This window comes from Aureimonas psammosilenae (assembly GCF_009176975.1).
Lineage (GTDB): Bacteria > Pseudomonadota > Alphaproteobacteria > Rhizobiales > Rhizobiaceae > Plantimonas > Plantimonas psammosilenae.
The window spans coordinates 253,993-265,676 of sequence record NZ_WEZG01000006.1; the positions used below are offsets into that span (position 1 = coordinate 253,993).

Sequence of the window (11,684 nt, forward strand, 5' to 3'; positions counted from 1 at the left end):
CGAAGGATCGACCCATGCCCGTTCGCGCGCTCGGCGTCTGCTATTATCCCGAACACTGGCCGGAGGACTGGTGGGCCGAGGACGCCCGCCGCATGGCGGAGACCGGCATCTCCTTCGTGCGCATCGGCGAATTCGCCTGGAGCCGGCTGGAGCCGGTCCGGGGCCGCTTCGAGTTCGACTGGCTGGAACGGGCGGTGGAGACCTTGCACGGCGCGGGGCTCAAGGTCGTTCTCGGCACGCCGACCGCCACCCCGCCGAAATGGCTGGTGGACGAGATGCCGGACATGCTCCCCGTTGGCGAGGACGGGCGGGGGCGTGGCTTCGGCTCGCGCCGCCATTACGACTTCTCGCACGAGGGCTATCGCACCGAATGCGCCCGCATCGTGGAAGCGCTGGCCCGGCGCTTCGGCACCCATCCCGGCATCGCTGCCTGGCAGACCGACAACGAATATGCCTGCCACCTGACGGCCCTGTCCTATTCCCCCGCCGCGCTTCATGGCTTTCGCGACTGGCTTGGCCGCAAATACCAGTCGCCGGACGCCTTGAACCGCGCCTGGGGCAACGTCTTCTGGTCGATGGAATACGGAAGCTTCGAGGAGATCGAATTGCCGAACGCGGCGCTGACCGAGCCCGCCCCGGCCCATGTCATGGATTTCCGCCGTTATTCTTCCGACTCGGTCGTGTCCTTCAACCGCCTGCAATGCGACATCATCCGCCGCTTCTCGCCCGGCCGCGACGTGATCCACAATTTCATGGGCCGCACGCTTTCCTTCGACCATTTCGCGCTCGGCGCCGATCTCGACGTGTCGTCCTGGGACTCCTATCCGCTGGGCTTCCTCGACCAGTGGGCGCATCGCGACCCCGACTTCAAGGCCGAGTTCGCCAGAGCCGGAGACCCCGATCTCCAGGCCATGCATCACGATCTCTACCGCGCCACCTCAAACGGGCGTTGGTGGATCATGGAGCAGCAGCCGGGCCCGGTGAACTGGGCGCCCCACAACCCCGCGCCGCGGGATGGGATGGTGCGCCTTTGGACCTGGGAGGCCTTCGCGCACGGGGCCGAGGTGGTGAGCTATTTCCGCTGGCGGCAGGTGCCCTTCGCGCAGGAGCAGATGCATGCAGGGCTTTTGCGCCCCGACAGTGTGCCCGCCCCCGGCCACGGGGAAGCGGCGGCCGTGGCGCGCGAGATCGCCGGGCTCGATCTGCCCATGCCGGAGCGCGCCGATGTCGCGATCCTCTTCGACTACCCCTCGGCCTGGGCCTGGACGACGCAGCCGCAGGGGCGCGAATTCGAGTATTTCCGGCTCGTCGTGGACCTTTACCGCGCGCTGCGCCGGCTCGGCCTGTCGGTGGACTTCCTCAACGCCAAAAGCGCCGATCCCTCGCCCTATCGCCTGGTTCTCGCGCCCGGTCTTTTCGCATGGCCCCAAAGCCTTCGCGAAAAGCTGGCGACATTCGACGGCATCGCGCTCGTCGGCCCGCGTTCGGGTTCGCGCGACGAGAACTTCGTGATTCCCCCCTCCCTGCCGCCGGGGCTTCCCGCCCCCTTGGACGCCCTGAAGGTGACGCGGGTGGAAACCCTGCCGCCGAACCTCACGGTGCCGATGGAGGGTCAGGCCGGCGCGTTCCAGATCTGGCGCGAGATGCTGGAAGTCGCCGACGCCCACGTTTTGCGGCGCTCGGCCGACGGTGAAGCGGCGCTGGTCGGGGGCGGCTCGCTTCGCTATCTCGCCGGCTGGCCGGACGAGGCGCTCGCCTTCGGCCTCCTGAAGGATCTGGCGGAGGAGGTCGGTTTTCCCGTCCTCGATCTTCCCGCCGGCCTTCGCCTGCGCCGCGCCGGAGGCCTGACCTACGCCTTCAACTATGGCGGAAAAGCCGTCCGCCTGTCGCAGCACGGCATCGCGGGCAATTTCCGCCTCGGCTCCGACGACCTCCCGCCATCCGGCGTCGCGATCCTCGAGGCCTGAAAAAGAAAGGGATCGGGCCTGACAGCAAAGGCCCGGTCCCGGCGATGCGGTCAGGCGTCGTCGAGGGCCGCTTCCACCGGACAGTCCGTGCAAGCCCCGGTGTCGCACAGGCGGCAGACAGAATAGGCGTGCCGCTCGTTCTCCACGAAGGCCGAAAGCAGCTTCTCGGTCAGCCGGGCATAGGCTGCCCGCTCGTCCGGGCCGAGCACGTCCAGCGCCCGCGCGAGGCGGTCGTGGCGCACGCCGAGAATGCGCGTGCAGCTTCGCTCCCCGTCCTGCGTCAGATGCAGCGCGACAGAGCGGCGGTCGTGAAGGCCGGGACGACGCTCCACCAACCCGTCTGCCACGAGGCGATCGATCAAACGGACGGTTCCCGGATGCGACAGCGCCAAGGCGTGCCGCATCCGCTCGATCGGCATGCCGGGCTCGTGACGCAGAAGCGCGATCGCCGCGGCGGCTTGGCCGGGCTCCGGCGCGGCGGCGGCGGCAGCGCTCAGAAAGCTATCGGCAAGTGCCAGAGCCAAGGCTCCGACGATGTTCGCGGTCCGTCGATCATCCATGCCGAAATATATGTGCGCGCCGCATGGAAATCAAAGCTGAGATATTATATGCTCCACGCATACAAAGGAGCGAAACCATGACATTCAGTTCCCTTTCCCCCGTTGACCGCGCGTTTCTGGCGATCGAGAGCCGTGCGTCAGGCCCGCGCATCGCGGCCGTCGGTCGAGCGATCGGACTTGCCGGCGTCGTTCTTCCCCTTTTCCTGATCGGTCTCCTGAAGTTCACGCAGTTCGAGCTGGAGGCGCTGCGTCCGCTCATCACGGCGACACCCTGGCTTTCCTGGCTCTACTCGGTCTTCGGCGAGACCGGCACGACGGCGCTTCTGGGCGTGGTCGAGATCGTCACTGCCGCGCTCCTCGTTCTTTCGATCCGGTCGCCACGCGCCGGCATCATCGGCGGCGCGCTGGCTGCCTTGACCTTCGCCACCACCGTTTCCATCATGCTTGCCGTTCCGATCTGGGAGGACGTGATCGGCGGCTTTCCCTGGATCAATGCGACCGGCCAGTTCCTCCTGAAGGACATCGCACTTCTCGGGCTCAGCCTCGCCGTGTTCGGCGACAGCCTGACACGGCTGCGCATCGCCTCGACCCGGAACTGACACGACGGCGACACGCTGCGAACCGCCGCAGGCGGGGCTTGCGGTGAGGAGCGGATCGTCACGAAGAGACAAAGGCATCTCTTTCTGCGATCAAGGACTCAAGTCGGCGGAGTGGCTCGAACGATCGCGGATCTGTCGCGGCCAGGATAGGAAGGCGCCGTGCCTTCATACCGGACGATCGAAGGAAGAGCCGATGGCAGGACAACCGGACGCGCATGCGCCGATCTTCGCGAGCGTTCTGGGAGCGGATTGGTTCGAGCTCGGAGCGATCGTGCGCCGCCATTACAGTCTGCGCCCCTTCCGCCGCGACGCCGTCACCGTGCGCGGCGCGATGGACGAGGTCTGGCATTCGAACCTCGCGAAACTCCCTCTGCCGATGGCGCGGCTCGCCGGCGCCCTGGTGCCCTATCGCGGACGCGACGTGCCGATCGAGGTGCATTACAGCGCGCGCGAAGCGGATGGCACGCTGCATTGGGACCGGGTCTTCCACTTTCCAGGGAGGTCCCCGTTCCATTTCCGCTCGCATATGGAACTTGCCGGAGGAAACGAGGTGATCGAGTTCGTGCGTCTCGGCATCGGCATGCGGCTTGCCGTCACCGCGGAAGCGGGCGCCCTGGTGTTCCGGGGGAAAGGCTATGTCTGGCGCGTCTTGGGGCGGGACTGGCCGCTCCCCCTCGAGCTCGTTCTCGGACGCGCCTATGTCGAGGAGCGGCCGGCCGGCGAGGACCGATTCAGCATGCGCATGAACCTCGTCCACCCCTTGTTCGGCGAACTCTTCCGCTATTCGGGACGCTTCGCCGTGGAGGCTCCGCCCCGTTGATCGGAAAGCACGGCTTCTGCGGCCGGCCCCTCGTCGACGAACAGGGCGCGGCTGCGAACGCGAAGGAAGAAGCGCCGGGACGCGCAGCCCAAAGTCGACGTTTCGGCGCATTTGAAAGCCCCTGAGGTTTTCGCCCCGAAGGGAAACCTTCCATTAACCCTGTTCGGCGAGACTGGCGGCATCGTGGCCCGTTTCATCCGCACCCTTTGCCGGCTTCCCCTTCTCGTCGCGGTTCTGGCGACGGCGCTGGCGCTCGGCTTCGGCACGCCTTCGCTGGCTGCCGCCGGTCTCGGTCCCGCCGTGGTCGAAACGGCCGATGTCTCGGGCGTGGACGCATCCGCCCCCGAAACGGCCGCCGACCTCAGCCCCGACGAGCCCGGAGCCGATCCGCAAGCCGCAACCGACGCGGTTCTCTGCGAGGCGCCCGCTCTTTCGCGGCCCCGCCCGGACCATCCCGCCATTGCGAGAACCGACCCGGAATTTCCATCCCGTCTGGCCTCCCTCCACCGCCCGCCGAGCCCCGCTCGCCCCGCCATGCGGGGCGGGCGTTCGGGCTGAAGCCTTAAGGCTTCCGCTTCAAGGCGTCCCCGCCCCGGTTTTGTCGTCCCGGCCATTCCCGCCGGGAACCGTTCCGATGCGGATGACACCTTTCCATGCCGACCGGCCTTCTTCACCGCCTGTTTTCCCGCGCCAGCGAGCCGAGCCCTACGCAGGTCCAGCGCCAGCGCCGCATCCGTCAGCGCGTCGCGCTTTGCTGCTTCCTTTTCTGCTATGGCGCGATCGGCGTGCGGCTCGTTTATTTCGGCGTCACGCCGCCGGAGGAATCCGTCGCCTGGCCCTCGCCGCCCTCCAAGGCGCGGCCCGACATTCTCGACCGCAACGGCGTGGTTCTGGCGATGGACCTGCCCAGCGCCTCGATCTACGCCGAACCGCGCAAGATGGTGGACCTCGACGAGGCGGTGGAAGGGTTGACGCGCGTTTTCCCCGATCTTGACCCGAAGACGCTCCGAAAGAAGCTTTCCACCGAAGCCGCCTTCACCTGGATCAGGCGCACGACGACGCTGGCCGAGCGCGACGCGGTCTGGGCGCTCGGGCTTCCGGGCGTCGGTTTCCGCGAGGAGCTGCGCCGGCTTTATCCGAACGGGCGCGCCGCCGCGCATGTTTTGGGCGCGGTGAATGTCGACAATATCGGCATCGCCGGCATGGAAAAGTGGATCGACAGCGACGGGCTCCAGACCCTGCGCCTGTCGGGCATGGAAGCGACGCGCGAAACGCTGGAGCCGGTGCGCCTCAGCCTGGACTTGAGAGCGCAGCACGTGCTTGCGAGCGAGCTTGGCGAGGCCGTCCAGAAATTCTCCGCCAAAGCCGGCGCGGGGCTCGTGATGGATATCCGCACCGGCGAGGTGATCGCGCTGGCTTCCCTGCCGGACTTCGACCCGAACGTGCCGGCCGACGCCTTGAAGCCCGACCACATCAACCGCGTCGTGGTCGGCACCTACGAGATGGGCTCGACCTTCAAGGCGATGACCACGGCGATGGCGCTGGATTCCGGCAAGTTCGGCATCGGCTCGGTGATCGACGCCTCCAGCCCCCTGCGCTTCGGGCGCTTCTCCATCCGCGACTACCGGGGCCAGAACCGGCCGCTCAACATACCGGAATCCTTCATCCATTCCTCCAACATCGCCATGGGCAAGATGGCGATGTCGATCGGGTCCGATGCCCATCGCGCGTTTCTGAAAAGCCTCGGCCAGCTCGACCGCCTCCACACCGAGCTTCCCGAAACCGCCAGCCCGCTTTTTCCGGCCAAATGGGCTGAGCTGAACACCGCCACCATCTCCTTCGGCCACGGCATCGCGGTAACGCCGCTCCAGGCTTCGATGGGCATCGCGGCAGTGGTGAACGGCGGGCGCGTGCTGCGCCCGACCTTCGTGAAGGACGCGAGGGTCGCCGAACGCACGGTCGCGGAAGGCGTGGTGACGCCGCGCACCAGCGAGGCGCTGCGCTACCTGATGCGCCTCAACGCCAAGGTCGGCTCGGCCTCGAAAGCCAATATCGACGGCTATTTCATCGGCGGAAAGACCGGCACCTCGGAAAAGGTGGTGAACGGGCGCTACGACTCAGGGACCGTGCTCACCGCCTTCATGGGCATCGCGCCGGCCCACGACCCGCGCTACCTCTTCATGACGGTGCTGGACGAGCCCAAGCCCTTGAAGGAAACCTACGGCTTCCGCACCTCGGGCTGGAACGCGGTGCCGACCACCGGCAAGATCATGTCGCGCATCCTGCCGATGCTGGCAGGTCCGTCGCGCTGGGAAGAGCCGGCCGATCCGTTCCCGGAAATGCAGCGCGCCCGGGCCTGGGGCTCCAACCTCTTCCGCCCGGAACTCGCCATGCGCAACGGCATGTGAGCGGCGCGGATCGCCGCTCCCGGTCGCTTCAGTTCGCGTCCGCCGGCTTGGCGACGCCGGTCGGAGCCGGGGTGCTCAACAAGTCCTTGAGGTTGCCGCCGGCGCCGGGAAGCCCTGCTTCCTTCAGGATGGCGTCGACCAGCGGCTTGTTGCCCGAGAAGCTCAAGAGCTGATCGGCGAGGTTTCCCGGCCCGGACGGGTTGCCGTTCTCGGCCGCCCCCCGCCCCGCGGAAAAGCCGGACGTATCCACGACGCGGATGCTTTCGATGCGGCTCGTCGGCTCCATCAAGGCCTTCAAGGCTTCGGGCAGCATGCGGATGCGGGCCTGCATCAGCTCGAACTCCACGAAGGCTTGCGGAATCATCGCGTTCGCCTCGTTCTTGGCGCGAATGGAGGCGGCCTCGGCTTCGCCTTCCGCCTGGATGGCTTCGGCGCGGATCTTCGTGGCGTCGGCATCGGCGCGCGCCGCCGTCAGAACCGCTTCGGCCCGGTCCTCGGCGGCCTTCTTCTCGGCATCCGCGCCGACCGTGATGGACACGGCATCGGCTTCCGCCCGCTCCTGCGCCTTGATCACGGCGATGGTTCTGGCGCGATCGGCGATCTCGCGATCGCGGGCGGTCTGAACCTTTTCGGTCGCCGCCACCGCCAGGGCTTCGGCGTCGCGGGCCTGGGCCTCGGCGCGCGAGGTTTCCTCGCTCTTGCGGGCGATGGCGACGGCCTTGTCCTGCCGCGCGATCTCGACCTGGCGCTCGGAAACGATGCGCGCTTCCTCCTTGGTCTTGTTGGCCTCGGCGGTGCGCTCGGAGATCTGGCGCTCGCGATCGATCGCCGCTTCCTGCTCGGCCTGCTTGGCCGTTTCCTCGGCCCTTGCCCGTTCGGCGCGCGTCGCCGCTTCCTTGTTGGCGATGTCGCGCTCCTGGTTCAGGCGCGCTTCCTCCTCCTGCTGGTTGAGCGCGAACCTCCTGCGCGAGGCTTCCAGATCCTGCTCGGCGATAGCGACTTCGGTGAGCCTCGTGATCTCGTTGCGCTGCTTGCGGCGCGCTTCGGTGATTTCGGTCAGGCGGGCGAGGCCCACCGCGTCGAAGGCATTCGTTTCGTTGAAATATTCCTTGGCCGTCTGGTCGAGCCCGGTGAGGCTGACGGTTTCGAGTTCGAGGCCGTTGGAGCGCAGGTCCGTTTCCACCGCGTCCTGCACCGCCTTCACGAAGGCGGCGCGGTTCTCGTGCAATTCGTCGAGCGTATTGAGAGCGGCGACCGAGCGCAGCGCGTCCACCAGCTTGGCTTCCACGAGATCCTGAATGGCGGAAGGGTCGTTGACCCTGTCGCCGAGCGTTTGCGCGGCGAGCGCGATGCCCTCGTCGCTGCCGTCGACGCGAACGTAGAACTCCGCGCGGATATCGACGCGCATGCGGTCCTTGGTGATGAGCGCATCCTCGCGGCGGCGGTCGACGGCGAGCTTGACGGTGTTGAGCTTCACCCGCGCCAGGGCATGGACGATCGGCAGCACCACCGCGCCCCCGTCCTTCACGACCTTGCGGCCGCCGACGCCCGTGCGCACGAACGCTTCGTCGCGCTCGGCCCTTCGATAAAGCCGCGCCAGGGTGAAGCCGATCGCCGCCAGGACGAGGAGGGCGATCCCCGCCCAGATGGCCAGTCCGATGATGCTTTCCATGGCTTCGATCCTTGGGAACTCGATGACGCGGGGATGTCGAATGCGATTGGGATGTCAGGTCGCGAAGGGCATGACGAGAAAGACGCGGCCTTTATGGGTGTCGTCGCGGGCCACGACGACGACGTGGCTTCCCTGCGCGATCACCGTTCCGGGATCGACGGGACGGGCCCGCAGCGTATGCACTTCCCCGTGGCGATCCCGGACCGCGACATTGCCGGCGGGGCCGTCGTCGAGGGGGCCGAGCGTGACCGAACCTTCCAAGCCGACAAACTCCTCGGCGGAAACGGCGTAGGTCTCGTCCTTGGGAAGAAGGCGGGCCATCGCGTCGCCCGCGAGTTTCGTGACAACGATGGCGGCGGGGGCCGCGCCGACGGAAAGGCTCCAGGCCGGCAGAAACGGCAGGAGGTGGGTCAAAGCGATACCGGCGGCCCCGAACGTCACGCAAAGAAGCATCAGGAGGATCGCGAAGGGCACCTTGCCGAAATTCAGCCAATCGAAGGCTTCCCCGACCGCCGTGCCCTCCAAGGCCTGCTCGATCGCGTCCGAGAACGGAAAGTGCCCGACGAAGTAAAGCACGATCTGAAGGAGCCCCAGCAGGAGGCCTGCCGCCAGCGGGTAGAGAAAGAAAGGGGAACCGGTGGCAAGACCGCCCATCGTCGTCAGGTCTCCTCGCCGATCTTGTACGGCATCGTGGCCGGGCAGTCCTCGGCGCGACGCGCATGCCCGAACCCCCGAAGCGCCCCAATGGTCGGGGTTCTCGGTCGTCCGGCATCACTGAAACGAAGTGCGACGGGGCTCCGCTCAACCGGACCGGTCACCGCGCAAGCCAAAACGCGATATATCCCTTCGACTTCGGGCTTCAGCGCACTTGGCATCGACAAGTCGGTATTCGCCGTTCGCATGCCCGCCCCGATTGAAATCAACTCACCAGTGATTTGCCCCATGGGCGGTGTCAATGGCGGCGCCGGCGATATCCTGAGCGCTCATCCCGGAATACGAATCAGCGCCTTCAGCCGCCTCGAAATGGCGACGAGCCGAGCACATGTCCTTAACCCTGGACGACCACAAGCACCTGCGCTTGGTTGTCGTTATCCCGCCGGACTTGGCGGGAAACGCAGAATGGCTGGCTGACGACAGTCGGAAACGCGGCGCGGCCTCGTTCGAAACCCTCGATCTTCCGACAGGAAGGGATGGGGCACCATTGGCGATGCCGCCCGAGTGCCGCATCCCAAGCCCAAGGATCGGCAAAGCGCGCCGTCCGTTGATACCTATTGAAAGGACTTCGGAAGGAAAACAGGAAAACGTCCCCGCAGGACCGCATCAAATACACTACTGAATTGGGAAGTTTTTAGAGCGGGCGATGGGATTCGAAACCACGACCCCAACCTTGGCAAGAGATAGCACCGCTGCGGCGGCCTTGCGATCGGGTGCGCTGTGGTGCGTGTAAGGCCGATATTGTATGGGTTTTGCCTACGCCAGTCCACGCCACGGCACGCCACAGCTTTCCCTTGTCTGCGTTCTTTTCGCTTACCGGTAGCGTATCATTGCGTTCCGGGAAGTAGGGAGGGAGCGATGCCCAAACTCACCAGGCGTGCCGTCGATGCCCTTCGCGCTGACCCCGAGCGCGAGGCGTTCGCCTGGGACAACGAACTGCGCGGCTTTGGCGTGCGCCTGCGATCCAGCGGGCCGCCTCCTACATCATCCAAGTCATCCCAAAATGAATTGGCCCCATGCGTTCGAATGTCACGATATCCCAGCCCAGTAATCGCTCGGTAGTCATCCCAAGAACGAAATCGCGACTCAGTCTAGTCGGGTGAAAATTTTTCCATTTCTGAGATTTGATTTGCCCAGTGAAAGCCCTTTCTGAACATCACAACTGCTTTCTGGTTGGGATCGTCGTCGTGAAATCCCGTCAGCGCTATGCCAAGATTGAAGCAGACCAGAAATCCATTCTTCTGATAAACGTCCTTATCCAACTTGGAAATCTCTGTAATTATCTCGCGTGGAGACTTCTCGTAAATCGATGTCGTTCCGAGCATTAACGGATCTGACAAGTCAGGAACCGTTGCAATCTCCACCAGACGCTCATCTTCGAAAACGATTGCGGGTTTATCGGAACCAAACATGAACCGGATTCGTCCGCTCGGCATGCGCCGTTGTTGCGAAGGCTGGCCAAGTTTGGCCACTACGGTACTGACATTCAAGTCGAATGTCAGATCGCTCAACCCTATATATGGGTGGATTTCCCAGACCATGAGCTACCCTTCTGGAAGCACGAATGCCTGGAAATCAGGACAAGTTCAATTATTGCAGACCGAAGAGTTGTTGCATTGCGGTAGCGTTTTTCGTGACAGCCATATCGGCGGCTGAACGGCCCGCCTTGTTTTTCCGATGGGGATCTGCGCCTTTCTGGATAAGAAGCGCGATCAAATCCAAGCTCGGGCGCGGATTAAGTACCGCAGTCCAAAGCGCATCGTTTCCATAGCGATCGATGAGATTGATATCAGCCTCGCGATCAATGATGGCGGTGGCCAATTCATACATCCCTCTCGAAACTGCATATTGTAGGACGGTCTGAAAATTATCGTCTTGATGATTTATATCAACATCGAGACGTAATATCTCCATTGCGAACTCCGGCCTATACGCAATAGACTCTTGAAGAAAGCTACGATTATCCTGGCTGATCTGCTCAGCATCGTTGATTGATGCTACATGAAAGGATGGATTGGTGCGTAAATCTGCAAACAAATCAGTCATTTTCATTAATCCGCCTCGTAGCGATGACCTCAGTTCGCATTCACCGATCCCGGTTGATAGTTATCAGGACTGCGATATCGCTGCAAGGATTCCTGTTTATTTATTCTATCCTTCATATAGTCTCGGTGTGATGTGTGGTACTAATTTCTAGGTTTGTGCCCCATTGTCCGGACGAGATTTGCTCATATCCCACTCTAGCTTCTCACCGATATCAGGATAATATACATTCCCATCGCTGTCTTTTGCTGCTTCCCAAACATCATCAACGCCTCCCATATCAAGCAAAACGCTCAAATGTGATGCTAGAACGATATCTTCGAAAACTTCGATCTCTTTTCATCCCATAGCCCGCCAGCGAAAGCAGTGATGGAATGATCCGTTCTCGCCTCTTCGTCCATGCGTCCGGTCGTAACGCCCAGTGTATCGAACAGAACGATGCCAACGGAAATTTCCGCAGACCCATTCAGCGCTTCAAGTTTTCGCAGCACGTCAGCGCCGTCCTCCTCGAAAATGCGGATGCCGCGAAACGACACCTTCGGAAGATCGTAGAACCCTTCGAGTTCGCTGACGCGCCCATCCCGATAGCGAACAATGGGAGCTTTCTTTTCCCTGAATTCCGTGAAGGAGGCGCTCGTCAAACCTCGTCTGCTCCGGTCTGGTGAACCGACCAGACCGCTCACTTCCGATGGGGTCATCCCAAAATGGATTGGCCCCATGCGTTCAAAGGTCACGATATCCCAGCGGAGTAATTGGCCTGCCCCCATTAGGTGGCCCGGTTCAAATCTAATGCATGGTGGGCTTGCTGGCGACGTTTGAGGTGGCCGGCGAAGCGGGTTGGGGTGGCGCAGCCGGCCACGGCACGGCGGCAGGTGCCGGCGGACGGTAACCCAAGCTCGAG

The 11,684-nt window shown here is 63.8% G+C and carries 11 protein-coding genes; 5 read left to right on the top strand and 6 right to left on the bottom strand.

Annotated elements, in window-relative coordinates:
* Positions 1 to 14 precede the first annotated feature (14 nt).
* Positions 15 to 1,967 (top strand): beta-galactosidase, encoded by a 1,953-nt coding sequence (locus tag F9929_RS13525; protein ID WP_152047095.1) that lies wholly within the window; start codon positions 15 to 17, stop codon positions 1,965 to 1,967.
* A gap of 50 nt (positions 1,968 to 2,017) precedes the next feature.
* Here F9929_RS13525 and F9929_RS13530 read toward each other — a convergent pair whose 3' ends face one another.
* Positions 2,018 to 2,527, bottom strand: coding sequence for a MarR family winged helix-turn-helix transcriptional regulator (locus F9929_RS13530; protein WP_152047096.1), 510 nt, complete (start codon positions 2,525 to 2,527; stop codon positions 2,018 to 2,020).
* A gap of 77 nt (positions 2,528 to 2,604) precedes the next feature.
* Between F9929_RS13530 and F9929_RS13535 the strand changes: the two genes are divergently transcribed.
* The 4 genes from F9929_RS13535 (at position 2,605) to F9929_RS13550 (ending at position 6,354) form a co-directional block, all read left to right on the top strand.
* Positions 2,605 to 3,126, top strand: coding sequence for a DUF417 family protein (locus F9929_RS13535; RefSeq protein WP_152047097.1), 522 nt, complete (start codon positions 2,605 to 2,607; stop codon positions 3,124 to 3,126).
* 193 nt (positions 3,127 to 3,319) lie between these two features.
* Positions 3,320 to 3,946 (top strand): DUF4166 domain-containing protein, encoded by a 627-nt coding sequence (locus tag F9929_RS13540; protein WP_152047098.1) that lies wholly within the window; start codon positions 3,320 to 3,322, stop codon positions 3,944 to 3,946.
* 183 nt (positions 3,947 to 4,129) lie between these two features.
* Entirely contained in the window at positions 4,130 to 4,504 is a 375-nt protein-coding gene (locus tag F9929_RS13545; protein ID WP_152047099.1) for a hypothetical protein, read from the top strand.
* A 95-nt stretch (positions 4,505 to 4,599) separates the two neighbouring features.
* Entirely contained in the window at positions 4,600 to 6,354 is a 1,755-nt protein-coding gene (locus F9929_RS13550; protein ID WP_152047100.1) for a peptidoglycan D,D-transpeptidase FtsI family protein, read from the top strand.
* A 28-nt stretch (positions 6,355 to 6,382) separates the two neighbouring features.
* On the opposite strand, the gene F9929_RS13555 is transcribed toward F9929_RS13550, so the two are convergent.
* From F9929_RS13555 to F9929_RS13575, 5 genes are all read right to left on the bottom strand, one after another.
* Entirely contained in the window at positions 6,383 to 8,026 is a 1,644-nt protein-coding gene (locus F9929_RS13555; protein ID WP_152047101.1) for a flotillin family protein, read from the bottom strand.
* Positions 8,027 to 8,080: 54 nt separating this feature from the next.
* Entirely contained in the window at positions 8,081 to 8,680 is a 600-nt protein-coding gene (locus F9929_RS13560; protein ID WP_152047102.1) for an OB-fold-containig protein, read from the bottom strand.
* A gap of 1,151 nt (positions 8,681 to 9,831) precedes the next feature.
* On the bottom strand, positions 9,832 to 10,281 hold the full coding sequence (locus F9929_RS13565) for a hypothetical protein (RefSeq protein WP_152047103.1): 450 nt from the start codon (positions 10,279 to 10,281) through the stop codon (positions 9,832 to 9,834).
* A gap of 49 nt (positions 10,282 to 10,330) precedes the next feature.
* On the bottom strand, positions 10,331 to 10,786 hold the full coding sequence (locus F9929_RS13570) for an ankyrin repeat domain-containing protein (protein WP_193227755.1): 456 nt from the start codon (positions 10,784 to 10,786) through the stop codon (positions 10,331 to 10,333).
* 302 nt (positions 10,787 to 11,088) lie between these two features.
* Positions 11,089 to 11,424, bottom strand: coding sequence for a hypothetical protein (locus tag F9929_RS13575; protein WP_152047105.1), 336 nt, complete (start codon positions 11,422 to 11,424; stop codon positions 11,089 to 11,091).
* Positions 11,425 to 11,684 lie beyond the last annotated feature (260 nt).

Bases quoted from the DNA above. Each gene is read 5' to 3' on its own strand.
- F9929_RS13525 (WP_152047095.1), top strand. From the start codon at position 15: ATGCCCGTTCGCGCGCTCGGCGTCTGCTATTATCCCGAACACTGGCCG.
- F9929_RS13530 (WP_152047096.1), bottom strand. From the start codon at position 2,527: ATGGATGATCGACGGACCGCGAACATCGTCGGAGCCTTGGCTCTGGCA.
- F9929_RS13535 (WP_152047097.1), top strand. From the start codon at position 2,605: ATGACATTCAGTTCCCTTTCCCCCGTTGACCGCGCGTTTCTGGCGATC.
- F9929_RS13540 (WP_152047098.1), top strand. From the start codon at position 3,320: ATGGCAGGACAACCGGACGCGCATGCGCCGATCTTCGCGAGCGTTCTG.
- F9929_RS13550 (WP_152047100.1), top strand. From the start codon at position 4,600: ATGCCGACCGGCCTTCTTCACCGCCTGTTTTCCCGCGCCAGCGAGCCG.
- F9929_RS13555 (WP_152047101.1), bottom strand. From the start codon at position 8,026: ATGGAAAGCATCATCGGACTGGCCATCTGGGCGGGGATCGCCCTCCTC.
- F9929_RS13560 (WP_152047102.1), bottom strand. From the start codon at position 8,680: ATGGGCGGTCTTGCCACCGGTTCCCCTTTCTTTCTCTACCCGCTGGCG.
- F9929_RS13565 (WP_152047103.1), bottom strand. From the start codon at position 10,281: ATGGTCTGGGAAATCCACCCATATATAGGGTTGAGCGATCTGACATTC.
- F9929_RS13570 (WP_193227755.1), bottom strand. From the start codon at position 10,786: ATGACTGATTTGTTTGCAGATTTACGCACCAATCCATCCTTTCATGTA.